Source organism: Mucilaginibacter sp. 3215 (assembly GCF_050433785.1).
GTDB lineage: Bacteria > Bacteroidota > Bacteroidia > Sphingobacteriales > Sphingobacteriaceae > Mucilaginibacter.
In genome coordinates this window covers 33,338-52,289 of the sequence record NZ_JBNPWO010000008.1, presented here as the reverse complement: position 1 = coordinate 52,289, position 18,952 = coordinate 33,338, and the positions used below count along the sequence as shown (strand labels likewise).

Below are 18,952 nucleotides of genomic sequence, written 5' to 3'. Positions count from 1 at the left end.
TGGTTTGGTTAGTTTTTATACCCTTTTTGGATAGCGGTGAGTTGCTCCTTCAACAGATTGATCTGCTCCTGAAGTGAAGCCAAAAGCTTATCCTTGGTTGTTTCCCTTTCTTTATCCTGCCGCTCGTTCTCAATTGCGTATAAAGTCAGCTCTTCCACCTTCTTCATCAGCAGCTTGTTCATCTCGCCGAGATTCTGCCCGTTTTTTTCAACTTCCTCTGCGGATGGGATTTCCGGCAGGTGCTGGTTCTGGTCGATGTACGATTTTACTTCTGCTAAAGACGGAAGTTGATAGGTTGGCTTGAAAACATAGTCCGGCCAGTTCGCACTTAGTTTAATGGTCATTGAGGTTGCGACCGCACTTCCATTCACTGCAAACTTATAACCTTTGGAATCGTTGGTACCAATGCTAACATTCCCCATGAAATAGCTTGTTTGACCAGGCAATGCCCCTAAACTGACATTGGCATTACTTGCAGGGTATAGCCAACCCGATAATAAAAACGAATTACCTGACAAGGAAATTCTACAGGCACTTTCGTTAGACCACCACATCATACTTGCGTCATGTCGTATACCGCCTTGGTCACTACCAATTACGATATCAGCAGAATACGGATTAGTGGGATCAATCGGGTTATTACCGGTTGTAACAACCTTAGTTTGCGCAAATGTAGCTTGTACTACCAGCGTCGCTATAATTGAAAAGACTGTTGTAATATTTTTCATTTTTGAGTTGCGTTATTTTGAATGTCTTTTTCCAATTGCGCCATCCGTTTACGGAGCTCTTCCAATTGTTTGTCTTTCTGCTTGTCCTGCTGGTCTTTTTCAATCAGGTACAATGTTAACTCCTCTACTTTCTTCATCAGCAGCTTGTTCATTTCGCCCACGTTCAATCCATCCTTTGCTATTTCATCCGCAGATGGAATTTCAGGCAAGTGCTGGTTCTGGTCGATGTAGGTTTTCACTTCCGTTAAGGACGGAAGTTGATAGGACGGTTTGAAAACATAGTCAGGCCAGTTTGAGTTCAATTTTATAGTCAAAGACGTTACTATTGCACTGCCATTGACCGCCAGCTTATAGCCGGAAGGCATAGTTTGAGTACCGATAGACATACCATTATCATTGATGTTTAGAATATCAAAGGTGTCACTGGTGCTTCTGAATGCAAAACCATAGCCGGTAACAGATCGTAATTTAACACGACCGTCATTATCTAACCAAATACCTCCCCGTCGGTCATTGGTGGTATTTGCGGCGTTCGGATTGGTAAAGAGATAATTGTTATTGTCGCCACCTGCTCCGACTACAGTAGATGTTACCGTACCCATTACTTGTAACTTCCCCATCGGATTTGCCGTACCGGTGCCAATACCTACGTCGTTACTTGTAGAGGTAATTGTTCCAGTTGTGCTCCATTGGGCATGAGCGATGACTGTAGCAAAGAATATAAATATTAGTGATAATAAGGTCTTTTTCATTTTTGACGTCTTTTATGCTTTGAAGTATTATTTTCCAACTCGGTTAAGCGTTTCTGCATGCCTTCCAGCAACTTGTCCTTTTCCTTGTCTTTTCGCTCATTCTCAATCAGATATAAAGTCAGTTCTTCGACTTTCTTCATCAGCAACTTGTTCATCTCTCCCACATTCAAGCCGTTTTTTACTATCTCCTGTTCTGATGGAATGTCCGGCAAATGCTGATTTTGGTCGATGTATGATTTTACTTCGCTCAATGCAGGCAACTGGTACGTTGGCTTAAACACATAGTCCGCCCAGCCATTGAGGTCTATCTGAACTTGCTTGGCATGAACAGTACCGTTCACGTCCAACTTGTTTTGCGGATGAGCTATCCCAATGCCCACATTCCCGTTATACAGAATGCGCATTTTCTCAGTGTTGTCATTGGTATTGAAAGAAATGCTTCCTCCGGTCGTACCGCCACCCCGCAAAAAATTGATGGAGCTGTTGGTCGATCCGTAGAAGCTGTGCTCAATCGCAAAGCTTTTCACGTCCGTCACATCAGTGATTGTTCCGCTCGGTTGCGTGTTATAGCCTACAGTACCGAGATACGTCCCACCACCAGCGCTATAGCCTTCAGAGAGTCGGGCCAAAATGGTACTTACCTGCCCAGGGTTCAATGGTTTGCCCATATCCAAAATTGCCTTCGGGGTCGACGTTCCAATCCCCACATTACCGGTATTGCTGTTATAAATATCATTTCCACTGGGCGTCCATTGAGCAAAAAGATAGTTCGATATGGAAACGAACAGAACTGTGATTAGCGTTAGTCTTTTCATATTGATATTGTTTAGGTGTTATTGTCCGCTGTAGTGGTAGTCGAAATGCTTGACGATATAGCCGCCCTTGTCTTTGATGTTTATTAAGCGCTGATAAACGTCATATTCGTAATAAGACACCTGGCTTTTTACATCAGTTGAGCTGGTTAATCCGACCAAAGGATCATATGTATAAGTAGTCATCTGGCCACCTAAAGGATAAACCCGTATCTCGTCGATATTACCCGTACCGGACATCGTGATAGTTGTCTGCCCTGTCACCAAATGTTGATAATATGTCCAGCCATTATTGGAAGCTCCTTTTACAGGGTAGCCAGCAACTGTTCCTGTTATAGATAAGGCGGCGGCATTACGTGTCCAGTAAGAAACGACGTATGTTTTGGCAGCAGTCAGCCCGCTTTTACTTATCGATCCATTTGACAATACATATGAGTTTTTGCCGGTCAGCGCTGTGGTGTTATCACGAAGCATAGACCCGACTGACCATCCCGGATCGCCGTCAGCTTCAAAACTGGTAAAAGCAATTTCGCCGGGACTTGCATTTTCGGCTTTTGCCAAAGGATAAGAAAGGCTGCTTCCCCAAAGAAAGGCTGCTGAACTGCCTTTCTCTAGGTATTGTTGTTGCAATCGTCCCAGATTGTCATATTTCATCCGCAACCGGGTCGCATAAGCTGAGTTCTTTGAAAACGTTGAGCCTGCTATTGAAGAAAACGCAAAGGAATTCAAAGGAGTACTCGATTGCAGCACCTGTATTTCTTTTACTGTTGGCTGATCCAGGTTAAAAAGGTTAAGTAACCCGCCAAAGTATTTTTTGGGGTCAGACGCTGTGGTTGTTTTACGTTCAGTATAAGATTCCACAGGTACGATGATGTGTTTTTGCTGCAACAATTTGATTCCCGCAGCCGCGGAGTCAAGCCCGGTCGCATTTGTTAAATCCTGGTAATCCTGCGGATAGCGGTAAAAAGTACTCAGCGTATCATTTCTGGATGTTCCGGTCGCTTTTTTTATTAATTGAAAGTGCCCCTGTGTTTTATCGTATGTATAGTTTTCATAAGTAGATAATGTTTGATTTCCCGCTACATCGTATTCAAAATGTTCTTTCCGTTTCACGATATTCCTGTAAACGGGGATTGGGAACTGATGCGCATAAATCCTGAATATTTGTCCGTTGTCAAAGCCCGGAGAGGTATAGTCGCTCAGCCCGGAATTAAAAAGCATTTGCCATATCTTTTGCGGATTGTCCCTGTCATAATAGTAATAATCACTTGAGACGGGTACCAAATTGCTTCCTGACGTTTTATAATGCTTTTCCTCAATCAGGTCTCCACGCCCTCCGGGAACAGAAGGAACGGTTGCCATTATCGGATTGACAATTCCTGGACTGCTTAGCGTATTGCCATAATACAGCATCGTATTCACATTAAAGTTGCTGGACGCATTATAGTTAAATTCAGATATTCCGTTCAGGTTATTGCTGTCACTCTCCGACACTTGCACTTTGGAGTACCCGAAACAGGCAGCGTCGCGACCATCGCAAAAAGGATATATCGATTGCCCGTACAGATATCTGAAATTATTGGCGACATCAACAACGGGAGGGCCGGAACTCTGCAGGTAATTATCGGTTCCTTGCTGGGAAACATAGATAGGCATATCATCTTCCCTGCCATCAATGTACGTGAACTTCTTGATATTGCTTGTTTGCGTTGCCGGGTCATAGTTTGTGATCTTGCTGACCCTGAGCCCGCCCGAATAATGGGTCTTGTCCACATAAACGGTCGTGCTGCTGACTTCCTTAAAATAAACCTGCAACCTGATCTCGCAGTTGTTAAAAAAAGTCTGTGAATACGGTTCAAAATAGACCCGGTAGGTGCTTCCTGGAGTTACGACGATGGATGAGTCAATGATGGGTGTATAACTACTAGCTGACGTTGCGATTCGCTTGAGAAAATTTCCGTCTTTGTAAACCAGTATGTTTAAAAAGTAGTCTGCTGGATAAGTTCCGTGCCGGTCGACAAGGCAGAAAATGTTCATTTTCCTCGGGGCCCCCCAATTGGGTTGCGCGACGAAATTGCCGTTGGCATCCATGAAACCGGAGTAGGACACGGCTGTTGCGCCAGAGGCCTTATACCCGTTGCTTACCGTATCCCGATACGTTGTTACCGGCTCATTTCTGATATAATTGTTTGTTTCGTAACTAAATGTTGTCGTTCCCCCCGTAGGATGTTGAATTGATGTTAAAATGTTCGCCTGCATATAATCTGGGTTTGCGTCTCGGTTGGCTCCGGGTACGCTTTGCCAGGCGCCATTTAAATAGATATTGGCAGACGGCACTAGCTGGCTGTTGCCCGGGCCGTTGTAATATCCCCAATGATCTACAGCTAAAGAAAGCTTCGCCGGAAGGTTGAGGGCTTCATTGTATGTGTATAGGGTTTGTTTGAATTTAATCAGGCCTAAAGAATCAGTTTCAGAAACACCTTTCAGCTTTAAGCGCTTATAATGGTTATCACTGGTATACTGGCTCAGGTTATTGAAAATCGCGCTAAATGCTATGTTTCCTGAAAAGCCTGCGGTAGCGGTGAAATAAGCATCATTATCTAATACTACTTTTCTTACCAGCGACCCCTTCTTGTTTCGGATCTCAATTGCCTGTAAACGTCGTGCGCCCTGAAGGTCGGCACGGGTCTCGGCATATACGAATTTCACGAAACCATCTGAAAACCTGATCTTGTCGATGTTGAGTTGCTGGTAGATCGAATAGCTGGCAGTCACGTTGTCGCGGTTTTGTTGGGTGTGCGGTGACGGGTTTCCAACCAGGTAGGTCTCGCCGATGTTCGGCAAAGGATGGGTGAAGTTTTGAGTGGAGTATAAATAATCAAAATTAATTTCTCCATTGAGCGGAGAGACGATCTTCGTTAAATGCCAGGTGTTTAACGTAATCGAAACGCGGTTTTCCACAAAATAGGGGTCCGACGAATTTGTTGAATTCAACTGCCTCTGCGTGAAAAAATAAATGATCCCTTTCTCGTCAGTTATCTTCCAATCGGGATAGATGCCGTTTGGGAGTAGCTCGATCTTCAACGCGCCGTCTCCTAAAACAACGGGTTTGAAATTATTGTCAAAAATAAACTTATAGCTGCGGTCGCCGATGCTTACAGTGTACAGATCCGACGCGAAATCGGGGCCGTTGCCGTTGTATCCCACCTGAAAGTAGTTGAAATACTCTTTACTAACACCGTTATGAGGAAGCGATAAGCCGCTGTAAACCGTTCCGGAAACGCCATTGGCAGTGAACTGGTTTTGATTATTGTTCCAGAGGTAGTAAAAATTGTCGATACTGCTTAAGGGCGATTTTGAAGACAGTATCTGATCGGGGTTATCCGGCATGTCGACATATGTATTTGCGAACCCAAGCCCTTCGAAATCAGGCGCCCCCCTGACGGTGCTAACAATCGATCCGGACGCGCTCAGTGCCCAGCCCAATCCGATCTCGCTGGCATCTTCTTTCACCTTTATTCCACCAGCATGGTACAGCAACGAGATGGGAAAGCTAAGATTTCCTTCATTGATCGTATAAACGGGGTAACTGACCGATGGTATGCCGGAAAAGTTACTGACAGGGATTAGCCCAAACTTCCCTAACGCACTTACATCAGGGGGTGGTGGAACAAGTACTTGAGGTTTGGGCCCGGTTTGGGCAAAGATAGACACGGCGGTCAATAGGCATACAGCCAGGCTTGCTGAGTGTAAGACAAAGGCACGAAAATTCATGTGATCTTGGATATGGTAAAAAAATAGAATTTAAAACAGGAATTTACATTGAAAAACAGCACATAAATGGCGTTAAAGCCATTTATGTTCAAGTGCTCGATTAGGAAATCAATGACTTATTCTCAATTTGATTGCTGAATATATCTCGCGAAAAGGCGTGCAAAGTTAGAATGAATATTAATGTTGAGTGTTGCTGAAACAAGGAGATTTATCATTGTAGTAAGATAAAGGTTAACGCAATAAATATATGTGTATTATTTACAATTATCCAAATAATATCGAAATATCATCTACAATAAGTTTCATGCTACATCCCACACCACATCAAGCAATCCATTTGCTATATCTGCTGATAATCGTAAACGCGGTGAGTTAAAAAATTGCTCTACCTCGCAATGGATTTTGTGTGCTTTTATAAGGAGCCTTACGAATAATAAATGATAACAAAGCGAATATTAGCTGAATATTCATGGTATTTGTGATATGAGGTGTATGGTATTTTATATAATTGCGCTAAAGTCAAATATTGTTCTTTTAGAATCCAATATGTGTTTTAAACAAAGAACAGGGGTTAAAACACCGATTAGCCCTTACTTTGGTAATCGTCGACAAATGATTTATGTTTACTTTTCCCCATCGCAAGAGCACTATACCTATATTACTTAAGATTTGCAAAAAAATCCCCTGAATCTATCTCAAGACTTTTGTGCAACTTATGCATTTCCCACAACGGAACGTCGCTGGCTCCTCGCTCTATCTGAATCAGGCTAGCGACCTTGATGGCCACCGTGTTGGCCAATTCTTCTTGGCTCAACATTTCTAACCAGGCATTGACCTAATGGGAGAGCCTGTCGATTCTGAAGCAACTGTCTTTCCAAAGGTTAACTATAATTATACCAGGGACCTTTTAAAAGTCTGGCCAAAAGAGGCAGGCATAAATAAACATCTAACTTTCAGTTGCCTCCGGCATACCTATGCTACTTTACAGCTTGACCATGGAACAGATATTTATACCATATCAAAGCTATTAGGGCACCGGCACCTTAAAACCACCCAGCGGTATACCCGTGTTATGGACAAGGCAAAAAAAGAAGCGGCGAACCGGATTGTCTTCGACTTTTGAACTGCGCACACCCAGTCATATCACCGCTTAAACAACAGGCGCTGTTAGCAGGAAAACTGTCAAGGCCCGGCGATAGCCGGTTTATATAGCCTTGACTGTTTTCCTGCGTAGCTAACTTTGTGACTGCGGTGCTGTGACTAACCAATAATCAGCGGGCGGGACAGGCAGGTGTGTATGAGGAACGAATACACTCCTGCACGCGCGGCGGCAAGGCTGGCGGCGCAATGAAACCCGGAGTGAAGCGCGTGGTGTAATGGAGCCGCCTGCCGCAGCCGCATGGCCCTTGTGATCATACTTAGCGTGATAGCTGTTGTCCCCGATCATAATCCTGTCCCGGTCGTTTTTTCTTTTTGCGCCTTTTTCCGTCGTCTACTGTCGGCGGATCATAGTTTTTGGCGGCACCATCAAGCAATACCTCCAGGATCCCTTTGCTATGGCTTTGCTGGAACAGGTTACCAGACTCCTGGACCCTCTGTTTTTCCCTGAACTCAACCTTTTGTTCGTAGCTTCCATTTTTCATAGCATTCGCATATCCAAACGATTCTTTGATCTCCCTTTCATAATTAAACATCCGGTCAAAGATCTGCTCCGCCGACTGCTTAAAAGCTACCCGGTCAAACTGCCCGACGATTTTACTATGTTCAGCATTCGTCCCTTTTGAATTATTCAGCGGGCTTAACTTGATGGTGTTACTGGCATCCTTCCTGCTGACAATGACCTGTACATGCATCTGCTCCCCCGGCTTGACATCTCCTCGGCTGGCCATGCCCTTCCTCACTTCAAGGTCTTTGTAAGTGTAATACCTTTTGTTTTCCAGCTTGGCATAATAAACCAGGTCCTGGTTACCTTCTACCCGGTCACGCTTAAAGTTTTTAGCATAAGCATCCATTACCTCATTGGCATAAGCTTTTAAATAGTTCTTCGCGCCATCCTTTCCAAACTTCTCTTTCAGGTATAATAACTCTTTTTCACTCGGGCTGATGTTCACCAGGAAAAACTTGGCATCGTCCTTTGAAAGTTTCGCTACGTTATTATCGATACCCGACCTTACCTCATAGGGCTGCATATTATTCCGTTCGTGGTTAAACCAGTACTCAGGCTTGTAATGCTTACCTTGTGCTTCGGCCATACGGTTCTCTTTTTCCAGGTAGGCTACCAACTGGCTGCTGCTTCCTTTATTGTTCCCGGTTTCACTGGTTGTAATATTAATGTGCATTCTTTTCTTGATTAGTTGTAAATAAATACCCCAATACGCGCTGGCTCATTATTGCTGTCAAAGACTTTCCAACTGTTCCCTTGCAAAACGTACCAGCTCATCCTTATCTGCCTGCTTCGCAAATACATTTAAGTTCTCCCGCTGGGAAACGTAATGGTCCAGGATTGATTTGAAACGGATTTTCAGGTTTCTTTTTTCCAATTGCAGCCTGTCTATGGTTTGCAGGTATTTTACGATCTCTTCAATTGCTTTTCGTTGGGCTGCATAAGCTTCTTTCTGCTCCTTATTATGCGCGATGATATATTGGCTAAAATAATCCACGATCTTCAATTGTGAATTGATCATACGTTCCGAATCTTTTTTTAAGGGCATCAAAAGTTCCTGCTCCTGTGTCCTGATAAATGCAACGATATTGTCCGTCTTCCTGTTGATCGCATTTTTCAATAGCTCATCATTCAAATCCCTCGGATCTTTCTTTGTCTTATAAAAATAGTCCACCATGAACACAAACAGGTTAAGCTTCGAAAGACCGCATTTATTAGCAATGATCACCAGCTTTTCATCTGTCTTCACCGGGAACCGGATCGTTTTTACATTTTCATCCTTGCTCATAAGATCTTTCGTATTACAATAATTGAGTATACCGCCAGGTATACTGTTTTCTTTATCTGTAGTATAAAAGCGGGGGGAAAGTATACCGCATGTATACGCAAAACCGCGTTAGCCCCGCAGGGCGAGCGGAAAAGTCGGGTGTGCCCGACTTCCGCTCGCTCCTTTCGCGAAGCGACCACCGCTTTTTTTCCTGATTTGCAAAGCAAATCATTACCGGTGCAGCTATTGGCTGCACCGGATTTATAGATTATATAGCTGGATATCTGACTAAGCCTATATCGGTATAACCGGTTATTCAGATATACAGTTATCCGTATAGCCCGATATACAGCTATGCCGATATAAAATACTGGGCTACACTTCCCAACCGGCAGGCCAGTAAACCTGGCTGCCGAGTCTGGGATGGTATGACGGCTGATAACGGATATATCCATATTCATCGAGTTCCTTGATACACTTGTGATACGTTGCAATAGATGCGATCCGGCTAAAAGCCATCAGCGTTTTTCTGGTGACAGAAAACGGGCTTTTAAAACCAGCGCGCTGCCATTGGACGAACAATGCGCTGAACAAGCTGATGTGTGTCGTATTCAGCCGCCCGTCCATGCTCATGCGTTTAAGCAGCTTACCATAACCAGCAAGTTCACTCACCGCGATTTTATTGTTACTCATTGCATCCCCCCTTCCAGTAGCTTGTTGATGTCATCGAGCTTGTAATACATGATACTACCAATACGGGTATAACTCAGTGTCCCGTTGATGCGCAGGTTCTGTAAAGTGCCTGGTGATATTTTTAGCAGCTTTCGAACCTCGTTACTTTTGAGCCATTTTTTGGACTGGCCATGGCCATCCAGCTGAACCAGTTTCTTGATTTCTGTTAACAGTTCACTTTTAAATTCATTCAGATCTCCTTTAGTGATCAGTTCACTTGCTTGCATAGTCGCCTCCTTCGTTAAATCATTACCTAATACTTGTACCGCCGGTACCGGGTACGAAGCAAAGGTGTGGGCAAAGCGATATTGTTCATTACCATAAACCAAGCTATGGTAATGGCACACAAAGCTTAGTGCTGAAAAAGAGCGTACTGAATAGTTTAAAGGCAATTGTTAACGTTTGCCCGCAAAAGAAAAATGAATCTAAAATCCGATCTTAACTTGCTCTGCGTTTTGCCGGAATTATATTGAAATGCTGGTTTTCGGAGGGGATAGCAGATGACCTGCCGCTCGGGTTACCAGCATCGCGCGGGTAGTAGCGCCGCACGCGGTCTAATTTGATGGGTTCACCATCTTCCTGGAAGTACCGGGAGATCAATTTGGCCCATGTGATGGGCATCTGCGAAAATACCAGTTCCTTATCACCAACTTTTAGCGCCTCGATCTTCTTGAAAAGGTCAACCACAGTGAGGAAATGACCGCTTGAAATATTGATGGGATAGTCGGTATCCAACTTCTCAGCCTCCCTGCGCTCATCAATCAGGCGTTGCACTTGTTCTTTAAGTATCTTGATCTGGCCTTCCTTCTCTGCAATAATTTCAGCCTGTGTACGGCCGAGGTTCCACTCATCGATGCTTTGAAGATATTCTGAAAACCGATTAAGGTGAAACTTATTCCGGAAGTTGTCGGCGTGGCCGGAGGTATACCGGTCCTTATGTCTTAATTGTGCAATGGCATCCTGTATGACCTCCCACACATACTTGAAGAACTCCTGTTCGGTTGCATTATCGTATTTTGACAGAAAAAATTGCAGATGGTGGTTATACAATTCATTGAATTGTTGTTCACTCTTGCGATAAAGCAGGTTAAGAAAGTGATTATCCTCAACTTTTTTATTCCAAAAGAATGGGCGGCCTATATCTTTGGAGTATTCGTTAAAATCGAATGGAGCCCGGTGTTTAAAGTATTGTTCGCGCATAAGTTAACTTTAATCTAAAGTTAATATTCTTGCACGGGAATTCGCATTCAGAAAACAGAACAATTCCGTTGTGTCTCAAATCTTAGGTATGCAGAAGTCGTTTATAAAAAGTAAAGCATTTTCTCGACCGCTTAAATTAGAATTTTCGAATTCTAACCCATGAGCAACATAGTTTTGAGCCCAGCCAAAAGACGAAATCCACCGATCGGGCCACTAAAGCCCGGCTTTTGTATGCTTGGCTTCCCGGGGCGGATGGTGTGCGATGCTTAACCGGCCACTTCCTGCCAATCCGATCTCAGGCACTCAGCCGAATAATTCTTGCCAGATAATTTAAGTTTTGATGTATACGATCATATGGTTGTGCCTTACCAGCATTAATTGAAGTTTTTGTTATATTTATCAGCAAACTTCTTCCTTATACACTATGCCTTTAACCGAAATTGAAATTGTTGATCAGTTAAAAAAACACTGGCAAATTGACACTCTTACGCTAGAAGCTGAATATCATATTCCTAAAAATGCAGATGGATCTCCGAGAAACATACAGGGCGGCTTTTTCAATAAGCTTACTATTCCTGGTGAGAAGGACATATTAAGATACCCTTTTAATTCTGAGCTACAAGACGAAAGAATAAGTATCCGTTACCATGGCCGTTTTGAGTGTATCGATGGTAAGCGCTATAAGATCAACCTGGTCCTGGACGATGAATCTAAACGTATTAAAAATCCTTTTCAACTTCGAGTAACAAAGGTTGAACGGGCGTCTCCCCAAAATCGTGCAGCGATCAGACCCCAGCTTGATATTTTCGTTTTTTATGGACAATACATTCATATAAATGAGAGGCCTTGTTTCACTGATCTGATGTATAAGGAAACAGGTGACGTTATTATCAATAAAAATGGCACCAGAGCTTTGGCATTTCTACCTATGAACTTTGGGCCGACATTAGAAGAAAACGCATTCTATGAATTTCATGCTCAACTGATACCTGACCCAACCTGGGGACAAAAAGTTAAAGTCATCTCAAATACCATTGTAAAATACAGCGGTCAGCCATACCTTGAAGTTGTAAAAAAATGCTACGACAGGATGGACGGACCTATGTCTAATCGAATCCTAGCAGATGTGATGCGCGAGATAGGTAAAGGACTATATTCATCCAGACAACGGATGGTCTTTGAGCTTTTACAGAATGCGGATGACACACCATCAGGACCAACTTTGATATTTAATCTTAATATCGCAGGAAACTACCTGATGGTATATCATAATGGATTACCATTTAGCAGCAATGATGTTAAAGCGATTACAAGTGCAGGGCAAAGCACTAAACGGTCGGATGCTGCAAAAACCGGTTATAAAGGAATAGGTTTTAAATCGGTTTTTACCGAAACTGATGAAGTATTAGTTCGATCTGGTGGATTCAGGTTCGTTTTTATGCGTGAACACCCAGCTTTTGAAGATTTTGAAAGATTCTATTTTGACCGCGAAGAATATAAATTATACCCAGGTTTAAAGGAAAGGAAATTAAAGGATTTTAGCCAGGAAATGCAGACCTATAATCCAAGCGAGGATATACCATGGCAGATGATACCGCACTGGGAAAGCAAAGTAGCAGATGATATCGTCAATAGCGGGAAGGCTGGAATATATAGCAACGTTTTTTTTGCGATAAACTTTGGAGCAAAGGTGGCAGCAGAATACCTCAAAGCTGTGGATGTCTTTGCTGAAAGGCCACATTTTATGCTGTTCCTGCGGAACGTTACAGAATTCAATGCAGGACCTGATCTTAGCGTAAAAAAGTCATTTGGAAATCCTGTAGTAATAAACAGAGTATCAAAAGGCAAAGAATCAACAATCACTTACTTAAAGCGGGTTTTTACCGGGATCAAGATCAGCGATGATGCATTCGCAGCAGAAAATATCCAGCTATTTAAAAAACAAAAGGAGAACAGGTCAAATAATGTTACTTATTATTTCGCCGATGGAGATGGTAAACAAGTTGAATCGATCCCACCCAAGCTTGCTGAATTTGATGAGACAATACTAACGCTTGCAATACCTGTATTTAATGGCATGGTACAGGCTGAACCAAATTATTTATCTGGTGATGATACTTCATGCATATTTACGTACCTCCCTATGAATGAGGGCAGGATACGTTTACCATTTCTGGTTAATGGGGATTTTGTACCATCGTCTGACCGTGAGGTTTTGCAAGGCGACAACGCATGGAATGTTTTTATAATGGCTAAGATTGCGTACTGTCATGTTGCCTGGCTGGAAGAATTAGCAAATGCCGCTTCCGAAAACATCCACACCAACAAGCATTACCTATCTCTGGTATTAAAAGAACTTTTGACAGGTAATTTCGCCGTAACAGCTTTGCTTGTTAAATATAATGAGGTTTATACTGCCACTTTATCCAAAGCGTCATTCATACTTTCAGATGAGAATTCTGTTGTTAGGGCGGATGAAACAATCCTGGATCAGACAGGCATCTCGAATTTTGACGGAGGAGGCTTATTCTACCAATTAACAAAAGCGCGCAAAAGGCTTCCCCATCCTGAAATTAAAGATAGTTATTTAACGCCAGCCTATTTAAATATCGCTGTATTTACGGACGAGCAACTATTGAAAATTTTGATAGATCCAGTAAACGCAGAAGTGCTTAGCACATTTATCAGCAGCTATGGCATATCTGCTTATCAGGCATTCATTGGTTGGCTTGAATCTTTTCTGACCAGAACCGGACAAAAGCTTTCCGCGTTGCCACATCTGCCTTTGATCCGAACAACTGATTCTATATTGACTTTCAATGATGCCATTTCTCAACCAAATTTGCTTATCAAATTGAAAAAAATGGCAATAGTGGAAGACATACTAGTAAAAGCAGGCTTTCAATTTTCGGAATTCTATCTTGATGACTACCCGTCGATCTACGCTGAATTCCAAAATGGGGATCATTATCTTGCAAAGAATGAAAGGTTATTTGAACGTATCACATTAGCACCTAAGCTTACAAAGCTTAATCCAGAAGATAAGAACCAACTTGTAAAATTTGTTTCCAAAGAGATCAGCATCGGACAAAAGAAGTTTACAGCTGAACTCAAAATGTTTTGTTCGCCGGATGACCATGAAAACGGGAAGGCACTTATTGAAATGACCGTATCGGATTTGATCTCTCCGCAATCATGGTTAATAAATCATATGATCAGGTCGGATGAAGAGGTCGCGCTCGATGAAACTTTCAGATCTTATCTGGTTAAAAAAGATGAGGTCTTTAAGAAGCTACTGGCAACACCATCAATTTTCGAGAAAATTGCTCTTAAACTTAAACAAGAAGAAATCAGCGATTTTTATTCCTATATGACCTCAGAAGCCATTAAAGCAGCAAAAGAAGATAAGGAGCCGTTCCAAACATTTAACTGCATTCTATCCGACGGCGCATGGAAAATGCCGGCTGAGATATACTTTTCTCCCAGCCTTGTCAAACTCACTTCGGGAAAATATGATAACATCCGGAAAGCTGCATCAGCGTTATCAGGCGCGATATTCCCGCACCCTGCAACCTTAAAATTCATTAAAGCAGCCGACCTCCAGTGCAGAAGTGAATTAAACCTGTCCAAACCTGCAATTCTTGAGAGGGACCTTCTGATCGACTTTTTAAACTGGTTGGACGACAAGTCGTTCTTTGATACCGTTTATATACAGGAAAATGAAAGCGGCGGATATATGGTTGACACCAATAATGATGTCGTTCAGTATTTTAATGATGACCCGGCGCTTCAGATCATTATTGATGAACGATCTGAAGATGCAGGCATGGTAATGCTTCCATCTCCGCTCTACACTCAGGAACTTACCTCTCTTGGGCTATTGAATGGCGCATCTTTACTTGAATGGATGATCGATAATGGGTTTGCGGACTCTGAACTAGGTCCTTTTATCAGTAAACTTAAGAACGGAAATATCACGCTTAAATATCTTGATGCGCTGGAAGGACTTGACCTGGATGAAGAAACAGAATATGGGCCTAAAACCCGGGAACATATTATTTTAGATCTGCTAGTCAATCAAAGCAATGCTGATGATGCGTATTTAAACTCCTTTTCGGAAAAGGTCACTATAAATGGTAATAATCTCGCAACCTACAATGTGTCCGACATCGTGAACTTTAAGTTCAAGGATGAAAATAACCGGATCGAAAGGCAATTCGAACTCAAGCTATCCAATATTCTGCCCGTTTATAAAAATAGCGCAAAAGCTGTAACTACTGTACTTGATCACATAATTGACTTTAAGGGTAAGCCATCGCTCCGAGATAATGTTTTCTGCGCCACAGAAAAGCCACTTAAAAAGATCGCAGCTGAGATCGCAGCGGACCCTAAAGAGTATTTGACCACCTGGCAGGTATTCTATTTATTATTGTTCCAGGAGAAGTTTCCGGATCAGGACGCATGGGGTAAAAAAGAGGATTTTGCTGTTCGGTTCAAAGACAAGGATAAAGCTAAATTTATCAGGTGCTGCCAAAAATTAATGGACATTTTCTATGAGCATAAATACAATAGTTTCCTTGATGATTTTACCTTTGGAGATTCAATAGATAATGGTTTGGTCATCGGTAGCGAACTTATTACCGGTGATGAAAAAGTGCCCGACTGGCTTGAAAGCTGGCTGCAAACCGGGCAAACCCGTTCAAAAATTACCTTCTTAGTGCAAGCTGGATTGCAGGGGCCTGAAAGCCAGGTCGTGTTGTTGCGCGATGCTGTGCAACACTACAAAGTAGTGCAGTACGAAAAAAATTTAGCCAATCTTGAAGATAAAGAACAACTTTATCGCACACTGATCTGGATGAATGATAATCAGCTGTCAATACAACTTCCGCTCACTGCTGAATACTTAAAGCCTCTATATAAAAGATGCGGCTTACTAAAACTCAACTCGACCAATCTTATTATACCAGTTATGGTATCTTCAGAAAGTCCATTATACCGTCTAATAGATTACAGCGAAACGGGTGATGTCCATTTAAAAAATAGCGAATGGACAGGCTATGAAAAAGAGATCTTTAACTATGTCAAAGAGCAAAAAGGTGAAGTTATCGATGATCTTATGCCTGAATCTTATGTTAAGACCCTTTCACAATTCACAGAAAGTGTTTTACAACAACCTGATGAAAATTTACTGATAGCTCAATCTTCCTTACTTCGTGCCGGGTTTTACCAGGAATGGCCGGATAAGGTGCGCTGGCCGGTATCAGTATATCCGGGTGACACGCTTCCCGGACAGGCCTTATATTGTGGTCACGTGATCAAAAAGATTGGTTATGGCGGAATTTGCGCGGTTAAGGGCAACTATTATTTACGGCGGTACTATGACTTGGAAGATCTTATGAATCTGTTAGGAAAAGTACTTCCGGATGTAGCGATGAATGCTTTATATCGATTTAAGACAGAATACGATGAACGAAAACGAAGAGAGCGGGAAGAGGCCAACTATACTGAAGATGAATTAGCAGCACTGAACCAAATGTTCAGTAATAAAGTTCCTCCTTCATTTTTTAAAGACCTGAATCTTGCAGCGCTCATTAAAGGCCTGTTTTTTCTGAAAGCTCAGGGTTATAATGTTGACGAAGCTGAATCAAATTTACCTTCAACACATCAATATAGCCATCTCAGCCCTGTTTATCCAAGGGGAGTTGTTGCGAATGCGCAAAATGCGCTTACTATTAGCTGCCGATCCGCAAAAAGAGGCCTTCTTTTTCTGACCGCTAAAGCATGGAAAAATCTCATACGGCCTGATATGAAATTATACATACTCACCGGTAAAGACCATACCGACAGTATCTTTTGCCTTAAAAGAGATGATATACTGTATGATAAGGAAGCGGATTTTCAACTGATGCGCATCAGATCAGGGCAAAATGCGACGGCAATCGATGATGTGCTTAATGGCGAATCGGATCTTAACGACCTTCAACTGGTTATCCGTATTCGGAAAAGCGACCGATATGACTCCGTTTTCGAAGATGTTCTAAGAAAACAGCAGGGTGACACGATACGAAATGTTCAGGTAGATAACGAAGATCTGTATTAATGATAACACCATTACAGCACGCGTCATTTTTTGACTGGCAGCTCCGGCTACAGGAAGAACGCTGGATGGCGTACGCAGGAACGCGGATGAAAGATCTTCTCGCCGCCAAGAAGTTATTCGCGGGCAGGATTTGGGGTATACAAAGATCGAACGGTATGGTCATCCTTCGTTTTCGTCACGGAGAAGAACCGCGAATGAAAACACTTTTCCAGCTTTGCCTTGCCGGTGATATCGGAAATATTCCGCCTAATCAATGGGAGTTTACTTACAAAGATTACCGGCAGTCGGTTACGCCCAGGCTTTCCGGGAAAAACACTCAGGTAAAAACACAATACTACCTGAGGGCCGAAGATAAACAGTGGTCTTTTATAGGTGTTTCAGGATTTGATGCCGGACTGCTGGATGAAATAGATAAAGAGTATCTTGAATTACAAAAGCATCCTTTGATAACGCTATCGGAAACAGATCCGCCCGCTGAATATCTTATCGCGCTTCGTAAATATGTTAGCACTGAAGAGCGTATGATTGCCAATGCCATTTCTGAAAAATTCTCTGAGCGTTCATCACGGGTATTATCAGGCGAATCTCAAAAGGCTATAACGATAAGTGAAGCTTTAAAAAATGAAGGTAATGTAATCGTTCAGGGTCCGCCGGGAACAGGCAAATCTTATCTTGCCGCAGAAATTGCTGCCGAGCATCTTCATCAAGGGAAAAATGTAGTGATCGGTGCCCTGACCAATCATTCTTTGTCTGAAATAGCTGGGCAGCCTCCTCTTCGTGTACCAGTCTCACAGGGTAAAGTATACAAAACAAACTTATCAGCGGATGAACTGAAACAATTAGACGGACTTAAACCATTCACCGGCACACTTCCGATCCAGGGTGATTTACTTCTGATAACTTTTTATCAGCTGGCTGTTTTAAATGAGCAATTAAGTGCCTCATTGCCTTTGGCCGACCTGCTTATTATCGAAGAAGCGTCCCAGGCATTTTTAGCAACAATATCGATGTTTCTGCCTTTAGGATCAAAAGTCTTAATGATTGGGGATCATAAACAATTGCCTCCCGTTGTCATTGACCGTCATGAAGCTTCAAAGATCATAGAGCGACCGGATGAAATAATTAACGGTTTTTTATCCCTTATTCTCCACGCTCAAAACCATCCATTCTTAATGACCGGAACAAGAAGGTTATCATCTGCGGCGGCTGCTTTGACCAGTTTATATTACCGATCACCATTAAACTCTCTTGCAGCCCGTGTCGAAAACGACCCGATAGCTCATTCCTGCCTTTCCCTTTTTCATCCAGAAGGAGGAATCTCGAAGGCATTATATGATCTGCGTTCGATAAATGGCGAACCACGCCGCGTTATCGAGCTTTGCTGCCGTGCCGCCACAGAATTGCTTTCAATAAGCGCTAATACTGAGGTTGCTTTACTAACGCCATATGTATCGGCAGAAACACTTATTTACCGATCGTTCAGCGAACTTTCACCAGAGAACCCCAATTTACTGATCAGCACTATCCACAAGGTACAGGGAATTACTACCGATTACACTATCTTGATCCTTCCGCTCGATAACCCATCATTTGAATTAGATGATCAGCTATTTAATGTCGCCACAAGCCGGGCGAAGCGCGGAACACTGATCATTTCTCCGGAACATATAGATATGGTGATCAATATAAGCACAGCTACTTCAGCATTCATAAAAGGGTCAAAAGATGTGAGTCAGCATTTTAAAGAGCTGCTTCATTTGATCTCATAGATCATCAGACAATGTTGATATATTCCAAAATTCGTTCCTCATTATTGCAACCAATGTTTTTGTTATATAATACTATAGTTTAAGCATAAATTGGGGCTTGCCTCTTAAAAATAAATTATTTAAACTATTACAAGATACTTAGACTGCACTAACAC

At 42.6% G+C, this 18,952-nt stretch carries 12 protein-coding genes; 3 read left to right on the top strand and 9 right to left on the bottom strand.

All coding sequences use genetic code 11. From position 1 onward, the window contains the following. Window positions 1-8 precede the first annotated feature (8 nt). The 4 genes from ABIC84_RS14980 to ABIC84_RS14965 are packed head-to-tail and all read right to left on the bottom strand — an operon-like array spanning window position 9 to window position 5,832. Window positions 9-728, bottom strand: a complete 720-nt coding sequence (locus ABIC84_RS14980; protein WP_429264061.1) for a hypothetical protein — start codon at window positions 726-728, stop codon at window positions 9-11. After that, window positions 725-1,480, bottom strand: a complete 756-nt coding sequence (locus ABIC84_RS14975) for a hypothetical protein (RefSeq protein ID WP_429264060.1) — start codon at window positions 1,478-1,480, stop codon at window positions 725-727. Before ABIC84_RS14975 ends, ABIC84_RS14980 begins: the two co-directional genes overlap by 4 nt. Continuing rightward, window positions 1,477-2,295 carry a hypothetical protein gene (locus ABIC84_RS14970; RefSeq protein ID WP_429264059.1) on the bottom strand — a complete coding sequence of 273 codons (819 nt, stop codon included), beginning with the start codon at window positions 2,293-2,295 and terminating at the stop codon, window positions 1,477-1,479. The genes ABIC84_RS14975 and ABIC84_RS14970 overlap by 4 nt, the downstream gene beginning before the upstream one ends. Window positions 2,296-2,313: 18 nt before the next feature. Next, window positions 2,314-5,832 carry a hypothetical protein gene (locus ABIC84_RS14965; RefSeq protein ID WP_429264058.1) on the bottom strand — a complete coding sequence of 1,173 codons (3,519 nt, stop codon included), beginning with the start codon at window positions 5,830-5,832 and terminating at the stop codon, window positions 2,314-2,316. A 1,072-nt stretch (window positions 5,833-6,904) separates the two neighbouring features. Here ABIC84_RS14965 and ABIC84_RS14960 point away from each other — a divergent pair. Further along, window positions 6,905-7,189: a tyrosine-type recombinase/integrase gene (locus ABIC84_RS14960; protein WP_429264057.1), complete on the top strand. Its 285-nt coding sequence runs from the start codon at window positions 6,905-6,907 to the stop codon at window positions 7,187-7,189. Window positions 7,190-7,484: 295 nt separating this feature from the next. On the opposite strand, the gene ABIC84_RS14955 is transcribed toward ABIC84_RS14960, so the two are convergent. The 5 genes from ABIC84_RS14955 to ABIC84_RS14935 all read right to left on the bottom strand — a co-directional run bounded on the left by ABIC84_RS14955 (window position 7,485) and on the right by ABIC84_RS14935 (window position 10,928). Continuing rightward, window positions 7,485-8,405: a DUF5712 family protein gene (locus ABIC84_RS14955; RefSeq protein ID WP_429264056.1), complete on the bottom strand. Its 921-nt coding sequence runs from the start codon at window positions 8,403-8,405 to the stop codon at window positions 7,485-7,487. A gap of 57 nt (window positions 8,406-8,462) precedes the next feature. Next, the gene (locus ABIC84_RS14950) at window positions 8,463-9,017 is read right to left on the bottom strand and encodes a BfmA/BtgA family mobilization protein (protein WP_429264055.1); all 555 of its coding nucleotides are present in this window, start codon (window positions 9,015-9,017) and stop codon (window positions 8,463-8,465) included. 354 nt (window positions 9,018-9,371) lie between these two features. Continuing rightward, complete coding sequence (locus ABIC84_RS14945; protein ID WP_429264054.1) at window positions 9,372-9,689, bottom strand: hypothetical protein; 318 nt, start codon at window positions 9,687-9,689, stop codon at window positions 9,372-9,374. Beyond that, window positions 9,686-10,120, bottom strand: a complete 435-nt coding sequence (locus ABIC84_RS14940; RefSeq protein WP_429264053.1) for a helix-turn-helix domain-containing protein — start codon at window positions 10,118-10,120, stop codon at window positions 9,686-9,688. The genes ABIC84_RS14945 and ABIC84_RS14940 overlap by 4 nt, the downstream gene beginning before the upstream one ends. A 46-nt stretch (window positions 10,121-10,166) precedes the next feature. After that, window positions 10,167-10,928: a hypothetical protein gene (locus ABIC84_RS14935; protein ID WP_429264052.1), complete on the bottom strand. Its 762-nt coding sequence runs from the start codon at window positions 10,926-10,928 to the stop codon at window positions 10,167-10,169. A gap of 424 nt (window positions 10,929-11,352) precedes the next feature. On the opposite strand from ABIC84_RS14935, the gene ABIC84_RS14930 reads away from it, so the two are divergent. Beyond that, the gene (locus tag ABIC84_RS14930) at window positions 11,353-17,028 is read left to right on the top strand and encodes a sacsin N-terminal ATP-binding-like domain-containing protein (protein ID WP_429264051.1); all 5,676 of its coding nucleotides are present in this window, start codon (window positions 11,353-11,355) and stop codon (window positions 17,026-17,028) included. Further along, window positions 17,028-18,797 (top strand): AAA domain-containing protein, encoded by a 1,770-nt coding sequence (locus ABIC84_RS14925; protein ID WP_429264050.1) that lies wholly within the window; start codon window positions 17,028-17,030, stop codon window positions 18,795-18,797. Before ABIC84_RS14930 ends, ABIC84_RS14925 begins: the two co-directional genes overlap by 1 nt. Window positions 18,798-18,952 lie beyond the last annotated feature (155 nt).

What these genes read in the sequence shown, in the direction of transcription:
- ABIC84_RS14980 (WP_429264061.1), bottom strand. Translation starts at nt 728, where the DNA reads ATGAAAAATATTACAACAGTCTTTTCAATTATAGCGACGCTGGTAGTA.
- ABIC84_RS14975 (WP_429264060.1), bottom strand. Translation starts at nt 1,480, where the DNA reads ATGAAAAAGACCTTATTATCACTAATATTTATATTCTTTGCTACAGTC.
- ABIC84_RS14970 (WP_429264059.1), bottom strand. Translation starts at nt 2,295, where the DNA reads ATGAAAAGACTAACGCTAATCACAGTTCTGTTCGTTTCCATATCGAAC.
- ABIC84_RS14960 (WP_429264057.1), top strand. Translation starts at nt 6,905, where the DNA reads ATGGGAGAGCCTGTCGATTCTGAAGCAACTGTCTTTCCAAAGGTTAAC.
- ABIC84_RS14955 (WP_429264056.1), bottom strand. Translation starts at nt 8,405, where the DNA reads ATGCACATTAATATTACAACCAGTGAAACCGGGAACAATAAAGGAAGC.
- ABIC84_RS14950 (WP_429264055.1), bottom strand. Translation starts at nt 9,017, where the DNA reads ATGAGCAAGGATGAAAATGTAAAAACGATCCGGTTCCCGGTGAAGACA.
- ABIC84_RS14945 (WP_429264054.1), bottom strand. Translation starts at nt 9,689, where the DNA reads ATGAGTAACAATAAAATCGCGGTGAGTGAACTTGCTGGTTATGGTAAG.
- ABIC84_RS14935 (WP_429264052.1), bottom strand. Translation starts at nt 10,928, where the DNA reads ATGCGCGAACAATACTTTAAACACCGGGCTCCATTCGATTTTAACGAA.
- ABIC84_RS14930 (WP_429264051.1), top strand. Translation starts at nt 11,353, where the DNA reads ATGCCTTTAACCGAAATTGAAATTGTTGATCAGTTAAAAAAACACTGG.
- ABIC84_RS14925 (WP_429264050.1), top strand. Translation starts at nt 17,028, where the DNA reads ATGATAACACCATTACAGCACGCGTCATTTTTTGACTGGCAGCTCCGG.